Here is a 16,393-nt window from a genome sequence, read left to right on the forward strand (position 1 = left end):
TGCTTAAGTTCCTGAGAACGCTAAACCATTTCAGTGTTTACCCATACCAATATCCGGGCGGATTATTCTCCTCTTCCTTCATTCACCACCTACCCTGCTTCAGCACAGCAACCGCATGGGGAGAATTTTAACCTTCTACTTAATTAGCTCTTATTGATTTTTACTCCCAAAAATTGCAACGTTTTCGGGCATTGCAGCGATGTAGGGTATGAACTAGTTCGATTGATATATACGTGGAGGAATAGATGCACAAAGGCCCGGGATCGCGGAATAAAGGTGACCATATTCCGCTAGCAGAACGCCATACATATACGGCCAATCTCTACCAACACCATGCGCCTCTTCTTTTTGCCTATCTTAAGCGACATACCGCGAGCGTCAATGATGCCGAGGATATTCTGGCCGAGGTTTTTATTGCCGTACTGGGACATGATCTCACGGAAATGGGCGAGACCGAACAACGAGCCTGGTTGTGGACGATTGCCCGCAACAAGATCAACGATTATTATCGCCGCCGTCACCGACAGCCGCAGATATCTCTAGCAGACATGGAGGAAATAGCGGGAGACAAAGATCCCGAGGAACAGGCCCTGCAGCAGGAGGAAGCTGCCTTCCTCCATGGATACCTGCAGAGCCTCTCACCGATACAACAAGAAGTGCTGCAAATGCGTTTCGCTGGAGAACTGCGTTGCATAGAGATCGCCACCCTGCTCAATAAACGTGAAGGAACGATCCGCAGCATCCTCTCACGCGCCTTAAACGAATTACGTAAGCACTACGAACGATGAACGAAAGGGGTAAGCAAGTTGTCTGACACCAATGAGACATTTTTTAAGCCAGAAGAGATCGATGAGCAAATTGAGCGCGTCCTTTCAGATCAGCCAGCGAAACCCTCAGAGGAAGCTGCACGGCGCGCTATCTCAGGTCTCCAGCGCATCTACGCCTTGAATAGCCCGGCACATGATCCATCCCTCCAGCGTGTATGGCAACGCATATTGGACGCCGAAGCGCAGGAAAACGCAGGCGAGCAGCAAGAAGAAACAGCACAAGGATTGGGACAGCGTCCACAACTTGATCGAGCATCTGGAGAGCGCCGGCGTGCCACAAAACGTTCCCGTCTCCTGCTCACACAACTGGTCGCCATTCTCTGTCTTGTGCTGATTGTAGGAAGCTTTGTGTGGTTTATTAATCGTCCAGGCCCGATTCAACCTGTCTCCAGGACCATCACAAATAGTTCTGGTAATTTGTATGCCTATCTTGGGCAGACGCTCTATCGCGTGGATAATCAGAGCCACAACATTATCTGGAAGTATACCTTTGCCAGTAATGAGGCCATAGAGGATAATTCTAGCATACCCCAATTGCGTCAGCACCAGTCATTCAGTGTGGGCAACATACTTTATGTGATGACCCATGATACTAAGGACGCTAATCAGCAATACCTGTATGCTTTTAGTCAGAACAGTGGGACCCTCCTCTGGAAGTTGTCTTCTGCCAGGCCACTGACGAACAACCAGACACTCTACACCCTGGTTGAATCTAGAACCTCGGATGTAAGTACGCTCATGGCGCGCAACCCACAAACTGGTCAGCAATTGTGGCAGCGCCAATATCCCATTATCGGATCGAAAAAAGATCCGGGATACGGGACCGATAATACCGAAGGTTTTAGACTTGTGGCGGCCAGCGAGGAGGTCCTGTACGCTGTAAGATCCTATCATCAAAATGGGCAAGATTTTTTTGCACGCTACGCCCTCAGCGCAAAAGATGGCTCAATTATCTGGCAGAATAGCCAGCCCGTGGTGGGTAGTATATCTGATATCGAGGCGCAGATCGTCAATGGTGTGATTTACACGACTGAATATTACCTTAAATCAATCACGCCGTATACAGACAAAAATGGCATGACTGTCTCCGAAATTCCTCAGTCACAAGTTGTGGCCTACGAAGCGACTACCGGCAAGAGGCTCTGGCAGACACCTGAAGGAATAGGTGAAGAACCTAACCCTGATTTTTCTCTGAGTGTCACCGGCACGCTGCTCTACTATCAGGTCTATAACCAAAACCTATTGGTGACAAACTCACAGTCGCCCACCCCTGTCTTCACACTGTATGCCCTGCGCCTTACAGATGGAGCGCCACAGTGGCGTTACCAGGTGAAAGACACAAACATAACCGCCTCTACTATGGATGATAATAATCTGTATGTTGAGACCAGCCATCTCAATGGTGGACAGCTTGCCTTGAATATTGTAGCCCTGGATCAACAAAATGGGACGTTACGCTGGACAACGCCGGTCAAATTCATGGATGATAGTAAGCCAACTCCAACGCCAACGGTAAAATCTTCGCCCTCAAAACCGATAGGATCAATGCCAATAGGTATATCTGTAGATATGGCTCCCGTGGTCAGCCATGGCATTGTCTACTATAGCAGGCCAGGGAATAGTGTATATGCCCTGCAAGCATCTGATGGCAAGATATTGACATTGTTTAGTATAGACAAGACCAATGATACGACTTTATACAGTAGACTTTTCTTCTTTGCCTTACCGTAAGGCGACATGATCGTTGTACGGTGGTGTTTACAGCGGCTGATATTATTAGCCGCTGTAAACATCATCTTTTGCGCTCAAGTTGTCGTTATTGAGTTTAGAGCAGTTCGCTGTGCATGACGGTCACGGCCTGTCCGCCCAGGCGTACCCGGTCGCCGTCGTGCAGTACGCGGACGATACCGCCGCGCTCGGAGGCCTGGTAGCCGGTAAGTTGCGCCCGACCCAGGCGTTTACTCCAGAAAGGACTGAGCACACAGTGAGCGGAGCCGGTGACGGGATCTTCATTGATGCCAACACTGGGGCAGAAGAAGCGCGAGACAAAATCGTAGTCTGAACTATCGGTGGCGGCGGCCGTGATGATCACCCCACGCGCCGGCAACGTGGCCATCTGGCCAAAGTCGGGTCGAAGGTTGCGCACCGTCTCTTCAGAATCAAGTTCAACCAGATAATCGAGCTGGCTCTTGCCAACGTAGCGTGGTGTCACGCCCAGGCTTGCCGTGATCACGGTATTATTTTCCGCCGCCACTTCAGGCTTGGCGGGAAAGTTCAACTCGATCCATTCACCTGCTTGCCGGGCGGTCAAAAAGCCTCCCCTGGTGTAGAAGTGGGCCTCAGCATTGCTGGCCAGATAGCCCTGCTCCCAGAGCGTGTGGGCGCTGGCCAGTGTGCCATGGCCACACAGCTCAAGCTCAACGCTGGCCGAAAACCAGCGCAGGCGATAGCCATCATCCTGTGGATAAAGAAAAGCGGTTGCCGCCAGATTCATTTCGCGGGCTACCAATTGCAGCCAGCTATCTTCACGCGGCCCGTCCAGCACGCAGACTGCCGCTGAATTGCCAGCGAATGGGGTATGGGTAAACGCATCGACATGAAATAAGCGCAAGCTCATTATTCGTTCTCCCTTATTCTTTATTCGTGATTATTATAGAGGATTAAAATTTTGTGCTCAACAGCCATTTGCTGTTTGGGTTATGAGCCAATCTGGTTTGTGTCTTTGTGTACGTGCGCTGACGCGCCCGAGCTTTTTATTATGTGTTGTAGAAAAATGCTCAAAGAGCATTTTTCTACAACACATAATAAAAAGCGGGATCATCCTGAAGCTGGCTCTTACAACACATAATAAAAAGCAGGATCATCCTGAAGCTGGCTTGTTAATTACGATATTTTCATGTTTTGTATTTTGAGATGAACATTATTTCATTCGTCCTATTAGAAGAGTATAGAATCCGGAGGATAGGACGGTTAAACTGTGGGATGAATGATAGGAAGTGTAGGGAAAGGCTAAGCGAGAAAAACCATGACTGGCGGTTCTGGTGGATGTTATCGAGATAGCGTAAAGCTAGAAGGAAAGATCTTATGGGGATGCAGCCAACGGCAAGGCTGATGTGTAATATCGAGATCGCTCCTGAAAATGAGCATGATGCTGATGTGGCAGTGATCCATGAAGTTGGGCGTGAGCTGGTCAGTGCTTTACAGCAGAATGGTTATGCGGTCGCCTCCGTCTATAAGGGCAAGCCCGGAGGAGGCAAGCTGTTTTATCAAGTCGCATCGGGGAATGTGCGACTTGAGAGTAATCCAGCCGAGGCGAGCGAGATCGTTGAGGGGTTGCGACTGCTCCTGCAAGCGGTCAGCCCTATCGTACATGTTCTTTGGCTGGCGGGAAAAAAGGTGTTGCACGCGCCTGCCAGTTTGCGTGTATGCATGGCGCTGGGTGATCTCGAATTATCATTAGCACCCATCGATGTGGAGGACGAAGAGCGGATCGCGCGACTGGCACTAAGCATCCAGCGGCAATATCTGCTCCCCCAATTGCCATCATCGCAGCGTATCACGTTCAGCGGCCGGGTCGCACAATCCAATTATGGGCGCAGAGCTCCTTAGGTGGCACACAGCGTACATAGCACACAGAGGCAGGTAGAGTCCATTGGTGGCGTGTGGTACAATAGGCATGCCCAAATGGCTATGTCTTGATCATGCGCTATCATGTGTGCGTAGTGGTCATGGTTCGCTATAGTAGTGAGGTAGACCATGAGCAGGCAGCTAGCACTGTCGAACTGCTATGTATTGCATGGATGGAAAGAAGGAAAAGGAAATCGTGCCTCTTAAACGTGCGCGTCTGTATGATGTTTTGGCCCTCTGTACAGCAATTATCGCCATCGTCCTGGATCAATGGACCAAAGCATTGGTAGTCCGAAATATGACCGTGGGAAGCGAGATGCCGTTTCCTATCTTTGGACACAACCTGGTTCTCAACTATATTCACAACTCAGGAGCCGCCTTTGGTATGCTATCTGGCGGTAGCGGCTCAATTATCCTGGCCATCTTAATTGGCGTCGCCATCCTCGTCGTCTGCTATCTCTACGCGCGCATGCTCAATACAGGCCCCTGGTATACAAACTGATCTTTGGCCTGATCCTGGGAGGCGCCTTCGGCAATTTAATCGACCGCCTGCTGCATAGTGGTTATGTGGTTGACTTTGTCTCATTCCGCATTCCCGAGATCAATTACTATTTCGCTATCTTCAACGTTGCCGATGCCTGCATCTCGGTTGGCGTGATCCTCCTGTTCATCATGGTACTGTTCGGGGGCCTCAAGCAGGGCAAAGAAGAGAAAGATAGCCAGCAGACCGCCGTAGAACAGACTGCCGTCGAAGAAAATGCAGCAATCAAAAATACCACAGCACAAACAACGGAGAATGATGGATAAAGATACACCAACACCGACAACCGCACAAACTTCCTGGACGATCACAGAAGAGCAGGTCGGAACTCGCCTGGACCGTTTTCTGGCCGCGCAGATCGACAAACTATCGCGCGCCTCAATCCAACAACTGGTGATTGATGGAGCGATCCTCATCAATGACAAACCGGCCACCAAATCTGGTTATGCGTTGCGCCTCAATGATCATGTGCGTGCCTTAACCTTTGTTCCCTCATCCGCCGTCAAGAACGTGACCCCGCAGCAAATACCCCTGGATATTGTGTACGAGGACAAAGACTTTATCGTTCTCAACAAAGAAGCTGGCATGGTTGTCCACCCGGCCCCGGGTCACTACGATGATACCCTGGTCAATGCCCTGCTGGCTCGCTATCCCGAGTTAAGCAATCAGCAAGCAGACCTACGCCCGGGCATCGTTCATCGCCTGGACCGCGATACTTCTGGCTTGCTGATCGTGGCCAGGAATCTGCAGACCCAGGGCCTGCTGATCGAACAGATGAAAGAGCACCAGATCGAGAAGCGCTACCTGGCCCTGGTCGAAGGGGTAATTTCCCTGGATCGTGGCAGTATCGACGCACCGATCGGGCGTGATCCACGCAACCGCCAGCAGATGACGATCACCTCCGTAGATAGTAAAGAGGCCGTGACACATTTTAAGGTTCAGGAACGCTATCAGCAACACACGCTGGTCCTGCTCCAACTGGAGACCGGGCGCACCCATCAGATCCGCGTCCACCTCAAAGCCATTGGTCATCCGGTGGTTGGTGATCCGACCTATGGGACCGGACGCCTCAGATACGGCATCACCTTGAATCGTCAGTTCCTGCACGCCTATCAACTGCGCTTCAAACATCCCGTTACAGAAGAAATAATCGAACTGGAAGCGCCCCTGCCACCAGACCTGCAGAGTATCCTGGATCATCCAGAGCATCTCTAAATCAAGATAACCTGAAGTGGTTGGTGAAAATAACGCCAGTCTTCTAGCCAACCACTTTTGCCTCTTCAGATCGCCTAGCCACATCCGCTCACCCACTAAAGTAAGGCGCAACCATAAGAAATCGTAGCGCTTGGATTAGCTGGAGAAATCAGCGGAATCTGTCTGTGTGATATCCGAGAATGTGGGAAATGATGCAGCTGCTTAACACGCCTGAAAATTGGGAGAAACCCGCCAATCGATTCGAAAAAAATTTTCTGGCTTGCCAGTAGGGGCTAGAAAGCGGGCACTGAAGCGCACTCGCGCGCTATTTATGTCCTGACTATTGTATCAACCAGCATGGCGACTGTTGAAAAAATGATGTCTGGATCTAGCCGGGAAGCCAGCAGACATATCGATCGGGTCCAGTGGCTAATAGATTATAATTAGATTAAATTATTAAATAATCACAGGTTGAAGCGCGAAGAATTATTAAAATGATAATGGTGAGGGCTTGACTAACAATCGTTTTTAGGGTACTACTATCGTGTCGGTAGTTTACAAGCCGTGTAACGTGTACAAGTTTATGTTGACCTTCTACCGAAAGGATAGGATTACCCTCATGCCAATGAAGAAAACAGCCAACTGTGAGAACGTTACGGAAATCTCCAACGTTTTTGTACCCGACGATAGTATAGCTATAGTAGAATTATCTGATGAAGAGTTAGCGAACGTCGTCGCCGGCGCTGGCTATGCCGCAGAAGGTGTTGACGATGCTCATATGGGAGCGGATGGGGTTCTCTACAGGCGTGCACAGCGACGCTATCGCCGTAGAGCCGCTATTCGCCGCCTCTTGAGGCGCTATATGAGCGATGATCCCACTGTCGGTGGGGATCAATAGCGAGTCTAGCAGATTACTTCGTGTCAGGATCTCTCACTAAAGAAGCCGGTTCCGCGTCAGTGTCTGAATGATATTCTATATCACCCAGCCTGACATCAAGGGACCGGCTTCTCGCTGCTAATTATCCGTGGTCGGTGATGGTGTTGCACTTTGCGTAGCTTTTCTGGTCAGGGCATAATGTTCAAGTTTTTGTGTGAGCAAAGTGTACTTATGCTCTGCACCGTTTATTGAACGATGCGGACGTATCGTGTCCTTGTGCATTAAAGGCAGGTATGAGAAAAATAAAGCCAGGCGCTGCAGAAAATAGAGCTATGGCGAATCTATTGTTAGATTTAGCTGCATGTCTTCACGAATTTTGTACTGGACATTAAGATATAAAAAATGTATAATATGCTGCAGGGATGTTTATTAGATGTGGATGCTTTTTGTGTCGGGAAGAGAGATGGGATATGATGTGGGAGCGGGATCGAAATATCAAAATTTGTGTACTTTATGCGACTGAAGATACATCTTTGCTGGACATATTTATAGTGCAGCTGCAAGAATTGAAGCGAACAGGCTTGATCGCGGGATGGGAGTGTCGCGCGATCTCTGCTGAATGTGTCGCTTCGCCAGCCACCTTTGCATATTCAGAAGAGGTTGTGCTGATTTGTCCGCTGCTGAGTGCGCATTTTTTTGCCAGCGAGTTTAGTGATGGGCTGGAGCTGGAGAACATATTAGAGCGGCACGAAGATGGGGAGATCGTACTTGTACCCGTATTGTTACACAATTTCGATTGGAAGCAGAACTCCTTTTCCATGTTGCGCACCCTTGGCCTGCACGCCCCTATGCTATCCACTGGTCCGATGAGCAGCATGCTTTTGTCAGGGTGGTAGAGGCTATACAGTGTGCCATCCAACAGTATCATACCCACACCCCGACCGCTTCGACTGTACCCGATTTTCAGACTGGTGTGCGGATATTACACGAACGCCTGCAGGAGAGCTGTCTGCAGGAACTGCTAGAAGAGCGTACTGATGTCCAGGCCTGTATAGAGTTGATGGCCAACTTCTATGTAGGGCAGGGCATGTATGTGGAGGCCAGGCAGCTACTGAGACAATTGTTAGCGGAACAGCAAAAGGTACTGGGAGAGACCCATCCGGCGACCGCTTTATGTATGCACAAGCTGGCATATATCTACACCAAAATGGAGCAGTATACCGAGGCGGAGATACTCTACCTGAAGGCTCTGGCTATCCTGGCCAGGGCTGGCGGCAAACTGGATGCGGAAGTTGCCAACAACTTGAACAACCTGGCCACCCTCTACAAACGCCAGCAAAGCTATGCACGCGCCGAAAGGCTTTATCAGCGCGCTATCCGCATTCAAGAGGAAGTCCTGGGTGAGGCCCACCTGGACACGATTCGTAGCTTGAATAACCTGGCCGCCCTCATGGTTGAGCAAGAGAAATATGCTGAAGCTGAGTCCCTTTGTCAGCGTATTCTGGCAACCTGGGAACGGCTAGCAATAACGGACAACCTCGCTATCATTAGCATTCTCCAACGGTTGGCCTGTGTATCTATCCATCAACGCAAATATGTCAAAGCGAACTCACTCTATCAGCGTGCATTGATGATCAGTGAACAAGAACTGGGACCTGAACATCCTGCCACCGTTTCTCTGCGCGCCAATTACCAGCAGTTCAAAAGCCAGGCCTCTTAACAGGCGAGCCGTCCCTCGATCCCTTTGATCCTCCACAAAAAAATACCACCTTAAATTATTCTTGCTGCTATTTTTTAATATAAAGAGTGTAACAATATATTTAGAATATTTGTATAATAAATAGAGAGATTTCATTTTATTTTCTCGCCTGTGCGCGGGAACGGATGGTATTTTTGGGTGGGATTTCTTGTAATTTGCCAGAATTGCAGGTAAAATATGTGTATCTTTTGATGTTGTTTCGTGGGTGTGGTGCGATTTTTACCCCATTAATTGTGTAACCGCGTGTGTGTTGTGCTGTGTTTGGGCTTTTTTTCTCCTTTTGGTCTAAATGGATTGACAGGGGTATTTTGTTCGGCTAAAATAGAACAAAGGTTCTGGATTGATCGTTTGTTCTATTGTGTCAGCAAGATTATGTGCTGGTTGAAGTGTTGTTTTTGTGCAGAAAACTAGAAGAGCGTACGTTTGAGATCGAGAGGAGTAAGCGCGATGCCGACTTTGGAATCTACTGATAAGATTGCTCCAAAAAGTATCTTACGCCATCGTCCGATTGAGGATGTGGCCGGTCAACCGTCAACAAGGTCGTCCGATTCCCAGGCTGGTATTCCGACCCCGGTTCCACGTGCCTCACGTCCGAGTGGAGAGGTTGTTGCTATGCAGCAGGAAGTGGATGCGACGCCCAATGGGTCGCCGCGGGAGGATCGGCGTATGAATGAGACGACTGCCGGTCAAGGACGAAATGTGAAGAATACTGCCACGCGTCGAATTCCTTATGTGGACCTATCGCCGACGCGCGTGACACGGGTACAGGGAGCCTTACGTCGTCCGCTGCGACAGAAACAGCGAGCGTTTTTACTGGTGCCGGCAGCACGACGCCCCTTCTGGTTTTATTTGTTGATAGGGATGGTGTCGACGCTAGTACTGTGGATGTTGCTGAGTACGGCGGCGGGCTGGGTTTCGACCTGGCTCGATGATCTGCACTATGGGCGACCACGTACCTTTCAGACCGATGCCATGGTCGGCCACAACGAACAGAGCGGGCAGCCCAGCCATTTTATTGCCATCAACCTGCATCGGCGCATCGAGATTATTGAGTTTCCCGGTGGCGATGCCTCGCAGGCCAAAATTTTCATGGGGCCCGAGCTATACAATGCCAATGATGAACTGGTGCCGGTCGAACTCAGGTTTGTCGATGTCAATAATGATCGGAAGCCAGACATGATCGTTCTGTACCAGCACCAGCATCTTGTCTATATTAATGATGGGAAGAGTTTTCGCCCGGCTCTGCCGGCGGAACAGGATGGGATCGAGCAGGCGCTTCATCGTCTGGGTTGATAGTCTGCACAAAATGGTTGACCCGCGCAAAGACCTCCTCCCGCTCAGGGCCGACAACGATTAAGTGATCGGACTTATGTAGCCAGTGCAAGGATTTGGGAGAGGCCGCGCGCGCCAGGCGAAAGAGCTCATCGGCGCTACGAGGATTGACGGTATGATCATTATGGCTCTGGATGATAAGTAGAGGGGTGATGAGTTTCCCCAGCCGACGACGGCAATACGCGGTCAGTGTAAAGAGTTCAGCCAGCGCGGGAATAGGGAGGCGCACCATTTGCTTGATGGCCTGGACCGTGTTGTGATCAGAAAAATCGATCTGCGCGTTAGGGTCGCGCAAGCGGGCCTGTTGTAGCATATCAGCCTGTACTTTGGGATCATTAAAATTGAGGCGAGCCAGAGGATAATACCATTTCATGACATAACGTAAAAGCGGGACTGCGCGTGTCTGCCAGCGATCGTAGAAACTGGTTGGAGTAGAGAGCGTCACCACACCGGCGATGCGCCTGGGATGCTTAATACCCAGCAACAAAGCCAGAACGCCTCCCATTGAGAGGCCAACCACAAATACCTGTGGATAGCGATCTAGTTGCGCCAGCCCTTCTTCGGCCGAAGCAATCCAGTGCTTACGCCCATAGCGTAACAAATCATCCGGGTCACCACTATGTCCCGCCAACTCCACCCCATAGACCCGAATGCCGTGGGCTGCCAACGCCTCACCCAATCCCAACATCTCTTTTGGCGAACCGCTAAAACCATGGATAAGTAAACAAGCTCTAGACGCGTCTTCTGGACCAATCAAAAAAGAGGCATTCTGGTTCTGCATTGCAAAGGACCTCCTATCATGCTGCCTTACAGGAATCATCTTCTGTTAGGATAGCATGGTAGGAGGGAACGCATCAAACGAAACTAGCGACCGGTAGCACTGCGCTGGTGTGTATCAGGTTTTTTGCTGCGTCCAGTTGAAGCATCTAACGCGGCCTGTGAAAGAACCGCACCAACCGAGAAGCCAACACGTTTGCGTGCCGGGATAGTAATCTGATCGCCACCGCGAATAGACTTTACGCGGCGAGGAGCGACATCACGAAGATTCCAGGTGCCGAAGCCCATCAAGCGGACTTCATAGCCTTTAGCTACGCCTTCGCGAACGACCTCAGTAAAGGCATCAATAACCTTATTGGTTTCTTTCAGATTCATACCGGCTTTGGCTGCGATCTGATGAATCAGCTCGTCTTTGCCAACTACAACATGTTCTCTATCTGGGGAACTTGTTTTCATAAGAATTCTTACTCCTCACAAATGGTTTGCAGAGAGAAATAGTGCCTCTGCTCATAACTTCAATGCGCTTGCAGCATTGTACTTGTTATTTGGCAGGTTAGCTGTATAAAACAGACCAGTAACCCTGCGCATTGGCAGTCCCGTAACCAGCAATCAGAAACGTCGCACTGGCGACTTATTGCCCTATAGCTCATCTGATTGAATAGCATAGTGTTGTCTACCACTTTCACTATACAGAGTGCCACCAAATGCTAGAGGTCTTTACCGTAAAGGGCATTTTTTGCTACCAAATCCCCGCTGTGAGCAATCATGCTTGAGCGCAACGAGGGTCTGAACCTGCTGACAAGGCTGGTTTTCGCATTGATTTTTTCCCTATAACTGTACTTATCGACGCATCCCGTCCTGAAATCAATGCCGCCAGCCTTTCTTTCAAATGTGGAGTATGTGTGATGGGCGGCCGCAATCGCCCATCACACATACTCCACACTCCCAACCCGGCGCTGCAGGCGCCAAAAAGCAGAATTAGAACGCCAGCATAAGCGGCTTTGTGTTGAAAAATGGGAGGATATTTGATATGATTCAATGATTCAAAGGAAGGGAGCAAAATGCCACTCCTCACTCTCCTGGCAAAATATAGTGGCGCAGTTATGACCGACATCCATAAACATTTACCTAAAATTGTGAAACTGGTACGTACCGCCATTAGTGCAGCCCCACGTGATCCAGATGCATTGGCCTGGGAAGCCAGCAAGCAAAGTATTAGAGACCAACTGAGCGCTTTTCTTCCCGCCAGTTATGGTATCGGCAACGGACCCATCATCAATGCTGCGGGACAAAGTTCCTTTCCAGTAGATATCATCATTTACGATAAAACCAGAGCCACCAACGAAGCGCTTACCGAAACGTCGACCGCTTGTAGTCTCAAGAGTGTCCTGGTGGCCCTGCAGTTCACTTCAGCGCTCCAACTTGCCGGGCCTGATCCCGCACTGGAGACTATGCGGAGCGTCAAAAGATTACAGCCCTATCGTCAAATTCCCATAGCCAATAAAAGTGAGCCAGTTGTAAGTACGCGTAATGAGCGTCTGCCCCGACAGGCCTTTCCGCTGGGGATTGTTTTTGCGCGGGGACATGAGCCAGGTAGGGGTGAGCCATTGGATGCGCATGAAACGTTCTGCCAGCGCTTCTCGGCCCTGGTCACGGGCTATACTGTGGGGGAGCGCCCCGATTATATCTATGTGTTAGAGCGAGAGGTATATTATCGCAATCCAGTCCTCGATGGGCGTGGTTTGAAGGGCTTTGAGCTCGGTGTGTGTTGGGAGCCAGATCACCAGAATGCTGAAAGTTGTTATGTGTGCAAGGAGCGTTCTTTTCGTCGGCACTTTTATTATGCACACATGTGTCCCAATTGCGGTGATTTGAATTATGTGAAGCGTCTGCAAACAGCGGACCTGCATGGCTCTGTCGCCCTGGTGACCGGTGGACGCTTGCATATCGGGCAGGCAGTAGCCTTGAAGCTTTTGCGCGCCGGGGCCAGCGTGATTATCACCACCCGTTTCCCGCATGACGCGGCCAGGCGCTATGCGCAGGAAGCTGATTTTGCTAGCTGGAGCGAACGCCTGGAGATCTATGGTCTGGATCTGCGCCAGTTAGCTGCTATTCAACGCTGCACCGCATATATCCAGCAGCAGTATGGACGGCTCGACATCCTGATCAACAACGCTGCCCAGACCGTGCGCCGTCCTCCCGCTTTTTATGCCCACCTGATGGATTTTGAGCTGCAATCTTCCACAGAGCTACCAGCGGCCTTGCAACCGCTCTTAAAAAGTGAGCTGTCCAACGCGCTACCGATTACCAGTCAAGCTAGCGAGGTTGAAGCGCTTGAATTCGTGTCAGGCGGCAGCCAGCATAGCTTGATCCCTGCACTAGCGCCGAGCGTCCTGCCATGCTATCTCAGATCCCCTTGATCGCGGGTGATGAGCATAGCGACCCCGAGCATTTCCCCCCTGCAACTTATGATCGAGATGGGCAGCAGCTGGATCTGCGACCAGTGAATAGCTGGACCATGCGCTTGCAAGAGCTTTCCATTCCAGAAATTGTCGAGGTACAGCTGGTCAATTCGATTGCCCCTACCGTGTTGATACAACAACTGGCGCCCTTGATGCGTACAGCTCGAAGTGTACAACCTCGGTATACTCATATTATCAACGTATCCGCGATTGAAGGACAATTCGCGGGCCACAAAACCGGGGCTCATCCACATACAAATATGGCGAAAGCGGCGTTAAATATGTTAACCTTAACCATGGCGACAGATTTAGCCGCTGAAGGTATCGCAATTAACAGTGTCGATCCCGGTTGGATCTCGCAGCAGGTCCCTTATGGGCAACGCATTGCGGACCATAAACTTCCATTGGATGAGGTCGATGCCGCCGCCCGGATCTGTGACCTGATCTTTGTCGCCGCGCAGGGTGGCCAGGCGGAGTACGGAAGATTCTGGAAAGATTATCTGGTTGCCCCCTGGTAGCCATCTTACCAGCAACGCCCTGGCAGGATATATCATAATGATGTATCGGTGTCAGACCAGACCAGACCTGCGCTGCGGACAACCCGGATTGTCTGTCATCTACTGATGATCAACGAGATTGTTTAACAGGAAAGGAACGTTCATGAAAGTCGCATATATTTTCAGTTCATCGGGCCACAACGTCAGCTATAAGCTGGGAAAGATGATTTTGCCCCAGCTTGAGGAGCAGCGCCATGGTGCTGAGGTGGTGGGCATGTTCTTCTTCGACGACAATACTTTTGCTTTACGCAAAGGTGATCCTCTGGGTGAGCGTCTGAGTGCAGTGGCTCGCGAGCAGGGTATTCTGCTGATGCTGTGCGATCAGTGCGCCAGTGAGCGTGGCCTGGCCGTCCAAAATGGTGAAGGGACTTATGATCCTGTTGATACCGTTGAGGGTGTCCGCGTGGGGTGTTTTCCTGATCTCTATGCTGCCCTGGAGGGGAATCCACCCGACCAGGTAATTACTCTCTAAGAGAGAGTACGCATACACGTTCGATTTTTTTGTGGTTAATTGCAGAAATTGCAAAAAAGTATTTTCTGCAATTAACGGATGTTTTATCCCCTGAAAAATCCTGGATGGCTGGATGATGCCTTGAGATCCGGGAAAGACTTTTCTACATTGTTCTCCTCTGACACCAAGCGAAAGCTTTCATTGTCGCGCATCTGCTGAACGCTCATTCCAGTATCTCTAGGAAAACCCGATAGCGCGTAACGTGTTGCCAGGCTTGATGTAAAACTCTCAAGTTCGTTATTGAGACTTTTTGCGATACACCACTCCGTTTTAACATAGAAACCCAGGTATCTTGAGCCTGCGTATGATCCATGTATGTTCATGCGTCTTTTTTTACCCTCTATTCTTGCATCTGTGTTGTACAGTTGAGACATGATCCAGAAAAAGCCCGGCCAGCTTGGATTGGAGATGCATGCATGCAGCCTCCTGCGAGATCTGCCGAAGTCAGGTGAGTGTTCTCACTTGTCCAGGCTCCTATGCTTTCAGATGGTATACGAGAGCATGGCAGATAGAAGCAGCAGAAAGAGAAGATAATGGTACAGTGAAAACAACGGAGGGAGACCAATGATGCACGCAGAAAGAGCATATACGACACTTGACGACTGGATTGCACACGAGGTGATCCCATTCTCGATCGATTCTCGCCCGGACTTCAATGCCGCCGTTGATACGGTGATCAACTCATCTGGCGATAGGGTAGAATTGCTTGGCTTTGGAGAAGCACTCCATGGAGGAGAAGAGCTGCTTGTTCTGCGCAACCGACTCTTCCAACGCCTTGTAGAAGCCCATGGATACAGCGCCATTGCCGTTGAGAGCAGTTTTCCTCGGGGACCCATCATCAACGAATACGTACTTGGCCGCGGTCCGGCAACCTATGAGGCAGTGCAGGATACTGGATGGAGCCACGGTTTTGGAACGTTCGAAGCGAACCGAGAACTGGTCGAGTGGATGAGACACTACAATGCTGATCCAGCGCACCAGAGAAAACTCCAGTTCTATGGGTTCGATGGCCCGACCGATATGATCACAGATAGTCCCCGCCAGACACTGCACTTTGTGCTCGATTACCTCAGCTCAGTTGATGAGGCCCTCGGCCAGGAGTATCAAAATCGCATCGACCCGTTGCTCGGCCAGGACTCTGCCTGGGAGAATCCGGCTGCCGCGCTCGACCCGACGCAAGCGATAGGTCGATCACCGGAGGCAACCGCGCTGCGGATCGAGACCGAGGATCTGATTTCAGAGCTGCTCGTGCGCCGTCCCGAACTGGTCGCGAAGAGCGACGAGAGCCGCTATCGGGAATCCATCCACTATGCTGTGGCGGCTCGGCAGCTCCTGAACTTTCATGCAGAGTTAGCGCAAACGTCCGCTAAACGCGAGGCCCGCCTGCTCGGTATCCGTGCCGCAATGATGGCAGAGAATCTGGCGTACATCGTCTCCCGTGAACAGGGGCGAGGCAACATCCTGGTCTTTGCCCACAATAGTCATCTCAAGCGTGGAAAGGTGCAATGGCAATGGGGGAAAGAGACGGTGATCTGGTGGCCCGTTGGCTCTCATCTTCATGAAATGTTCGGCCGCCGCTATGCCGTCATCGGCTCAGCCGTAGGCGAATCGCCAGCCAACGGGATCGGCCAGCCAGAAGCCGGGACGCTTGAGGCGCGGTTAACATCCGCTCCCGGGCCAGCGCGGTTCATTCCCACACATCAAGGGCAAGGACTTCCTGCAAAGGAAATTGCGGCACTTCCGATTCGCTCTGGCAGTAAGAAGAACGGTTCCTATGTGGAATTGCTCAACGCCCAAAGCTTCACCGATTTCGATTGGTTAGCTGTCCTGGATACAACGGCATACAACGGGTGGGGCCATTTCTAGAAGGCTGGAGCGCACGTTCCGAGCAATAACGACCTCCCTCGGAGATGCTTCACGATGTAGTAA

Annotated in this window: 17 protein-coding genes; 14 read left to right on the forward strand and 3 right to left on the reverse strand. The window is 50.7% G+C overall.

Annotated features, from left to right (window positions below; genetic code table 11):
* Positions 1–245: 245 nt before the first annotated feature.
* Positions 246–788 carry an RNA polymerase sigma factor gene (locus EL645_RS26070; RefSeq protein ID WP_126553644.1) on the forward strand — a complete coding sequence of 181 codons (543 nt, stop codon included), beginning with the start codon at positions 246–248 and terminating at the stop codon, positions 786–788.
* An 18-nt stretch (positions 789–806) separates the two neighbouring features.
* Entirely contained in the window at positions 807–2,558 is a 1,752-nt protein-coding gene (locus EL645_RS26075; protein ID WP_126553645.1) for an outer membrane protein assembly factor BamB family protein, read from the forward strand.
* Positions 2,559–2,652: 94 nt separating this feature from the next.
* Here EL645_RS26075 and EL645_RS26080 read toward each other — a convergent pair whose 3' ends face one another.
* A complete protein-coding gene (locus tag EL645_RS26080; protein ID WP_126553647.1) occupies positions 2,653–3,444 on the reverse strand; it encodes a PhzF family phenazine biosynthesis protein in 792 nt (263 codons plus the stop codon).
* A 467-nt stretch (positions 3,445–3,911) separates the two neighbouring features.
* Between EL645_RS26080 and EL645_RS26085 the strand changes: the two genes are divergently transcribed.
* The 8 genes from EL645_RS26085 (at position 3,912) to EL645_RS26120 (ending at position 10,118) form a co-directional block, all read left to right on the forward strand.
* Positions 3,912–4,436 (forward strand): hypothetical protein, encoded by a 525-nt coding sequence (locus tag EL645_RS26085; RefSeq protein ID WP_126553649.1) that lies wholly within the window; start codon positions 3,912–3,914, stop codon positions 4,434–4,436.
* Between the two features lie 214 nt (positions 4,437–4,650).
* Positions 4,651–4,956 carry a signal peptidase II gene (locus tag EL645_RS44545; RefSeq protein ID WP_161977696.1) on the forward strand — a complete coding sequence of 102 codons (306 nt, stop codon included), beginning with the start codon at positions 4,651–4,653 and terminating at the stop codon, positions 4,954–4,956.
* Positions 4,957–4,994: 38 nt separating this feature from the next.
* Positions 4,995–5,261 carry a signal peptidase II gene (locus EL645_RS44550; protein ID WP_281276417.1) on the forward strand — a complete coding sequence of 89 codons (267 nt, stop codon included), beginning with the start codon at positions 4,995–4,997 and terminating at the stop codon, positions 5,259–5,261.
* Positions 5,251–6,210, forward strand: a complete 960-nt coding sequence (locus EL645_RS26100; RefSeq protein WP_161977697.1) for an RluA family pseudouridine synthase — start codon at positions 5,251–5,253, stop codon at positions 6,208–6,210. The genes EL645_RS44550 and EL645_RS26100 overlap by 11 nt, the downstream gene beginning before the upstream one ends.
* Positions 6,211–6,808: 598 nt before the next feature.
* Positions 6,809–7,087, forward strand: coding sequence for a hypothetical protein (locus tag EL645_RS26105; protein ID WP_126553657.1), 279 nt, complete (start codon positions 6,809–6,811; stop codon positions 7,085–7,087).
* 449 nt (positions 7,088–7,536) lie between these two features.
* Positions 7,537–7,962 (forward strand): hypothetical protein, encoded by a 426-nt coding sequence (locus EL645_RS26110; RefSeq protein WP_126553659.1) that lies wholly within the window; start codon positions 7,537–7,539, stop codon positions 7,960–7,962.
* Positions 7,956–8,786 (forward strand): tetratricopeptide repeat protein, encoded by an 831-nt coding sequence (locus tag EL645_RS26115; protein ID WP_126553661.1) that lies wholly within the window; start codon positions 7,956–7,958, stop codon positions 8,784–8,786. The genes EL645_RS26110 and EL645_RS26115 overlap by 7 nt, the downstream gene beginning before the upstream one ends.
* A gap of 486 nt (positions 8,787–9,272) precedes the next feature.
* On the forward strand, positions 9,273–10,118 hold the full coding sequence (locus EL645_RS26120) for a hypothetical protein (RefSeq protein WP_126553663.1): 846 nt from the start codon (positions 9,273–9,275) through the stop codon (positions 10,116–10,118).
* Here the strand turns inward: EL645_RS26120 and EL645_RS26125 are convergent.
* Entirely contained in the window at positions 10,039–10,938 is a 900-nt protein-coding gene (locus tag EL645_RS26125) for an alpha/beta hydrolase (RefSeq protein WP_161977698.1), read from the reverse strand. The two genes, EL645_RS26120 and EL645_RS26125, sit on opposite strands and share 80 nt — an antisense overlap.
* An 83-nt stretch (positions 10,939–11,021) precedes the next feature.
* On the reverse strand, positions 11,022–11,390 hold the full coding sequence (locus EL645_RS26130) for an HU family DNA-binding protein (protein ID WP_126553667.1): 369 nt from the start codon (positions 11,388–11,390) through the stop codon (positions 11,022–11,024).
* Positions 11,391–11,995: 605 nt separating this feature from the next.
* On the opposite strand from EL645_RS26130, the gene EL645_RS26135 reads away from it, so the two are divergent.
* From EL645_RS26135 to EL645_RS26150, 4 genes are all read left to right on the forward strand, one after another.
* Positions 11,996–13,354 (forward strand): SDR family NAD(P)-dependent oxidoreductase, encoded by a 1,359-nt coding sequence (locus tag EL645_RS26135; RefSeq protein WP_126553669.1) that lies wholly within the window; start codon positions 11,996–11,998, stop codon positions 13,352–13,354.
* Positions 13,333–13,914 carry an SDR family oxidoreductase gene (locus EL645_RS26140; protein WP_126553671.1) on the forward strand — a complete coding sequence of 194 codons (582 nt, stop codon included), beginning with the start codon at positions 13,333–13,335 and terminating at the stop codon, positions 13,912–13,914. The genes EL645_RS26135 and EL645_RS26140 overlap by 22 nt, the downstream gene beginning before the upstream one ends.
* A 142-nt stretch (positions 13,915–14,056) precedes the next feature.
* Positions 14,057–14,425, forward strand: coding sequence for a SaoD/DsrE family protein (locus EL645_RS26145; protein ID WP_126553673.1), 369 nt, complete (start codon positions 14,057–14,059; stop codon positions 14,423–14,425).
* A 603-nt stretch (positions 14,426–15,028) separates the two neighbouring features.
* On the forward strand, positions 15,029–16,330 hold the full coding sequence (locus EL645_RS26150) for an erythromycin esterase family protein (RefSeq protein ID WP_218032023.1): 1,302 nt from the start codon (positions 15,029–15,031) through the stop codon (positions 16,328–16,330).
* Positions 16,331–16,393: the final 63 nt, after the last annotated feature.

The sequence above is a fragment of the Dictyobacter kobayashii genome, assembly GCF_003967555.1.
Classification (GTDB): domain Bacteria; phylum Chloroflexota; class Ktedonobacteria; order Ktedonobacterales; family Ktedonobacteraceae; genus Dictyobacter; species Dictyobacter kobayashii.

Excerpts from the sequence above, each read along its gene's own strand:
- EL645_RS26070 (WP_126553644.1), top strand. The coding sequence starts at position 246 with ATGCACAAAGGCCCGGGATCGCGGAATAAAGGTGACCATATTCCGCTA.
- EL645_RS26080 (WP_126553647.1), bottom strand. The coding sequence starts at position 3,444 with ATGAGCTTGCGCTTATTTCATGTCGATGCGTTTACCCATACCCCATTC.
- EL645_RS26085 (WP_126553649.1), top strand. The coding sequence starts at position 3,912 with ATGGGGATGCAGCCAACGGCAAGGCTGATGTGTAATATCGAGATCGCT.
- EL645_RS26100 (WP_161977697.1), top strand. The coding sequence starts at position 5,251 with ATGATGGATAAAGATACACCAACACCGACAACCGCACAAACTTCCTGG.
- EL645_RS26105 (WP_126553657.1), top strand. The coding sequence starts at position 6,809 with ATGCCAATGAAGAAAACAGCCAACTGTGAGAACGTTACGGAAATCTCC.
- EL645_RS26110 (WP_126553659.1), top strand. The coding sequence starts at position 7,537 with ATGATGTGGGAGCGGGATCGAAATATCAAAATTTGTGTACTTTATGCG.
- EL645_RS26120 (WP_126553663.1), top strand. The coding sequence starts at position 9,273 with ATGCCGACTTTGGAATCTACTGATAAGATTGCTCCAAAAAGTATCTTA.
- EL645_RS26125 (WP_161977698.1), bottom strand. The coding sequence starts at position 10,938 with ATGCAGAACCAGAATGCCTCTTTTTTGATTGGTCCAGAAGACGCGTCT.
- EL645_RS26130 (WP_126553667.1), bottom strand. The coding sequence starts at position 11,390 with ATGAAAACAAGTTCCCCAGATAGAGAACATGTTGTAGTTGGCAAAGAC.
- EL645_RS26135 (WP_126553669.1), top strand. The coding sequence starts at position 11,996 with ATGCCACTCCTCACTCTCCTGGCAAAATATAGTGGCGCAGTTATGACC.
- EL645_RS26140 (WP_126553671.1), top strand. The coding sequence starts at position 13,333 with ATGCTATCTCAGATCCCCTTGATCGCGGGTGATGAGCATAGCGACCCC.
- EL645_RS26145 (WP_126553673.1), top strand. The coding sequence starts at position 14,057 with ATGAAAGTCGCATATATTTTCAGTTCATCGGGCCACAACGTCAGCTAT.
- EL645_RS26150 (WP_218032023.1), top strand. The coding sequence starts at position 15,029 with ATGATGCACGCAGAAAGAGCATATACGACACTTGACGACTGGATTGCA.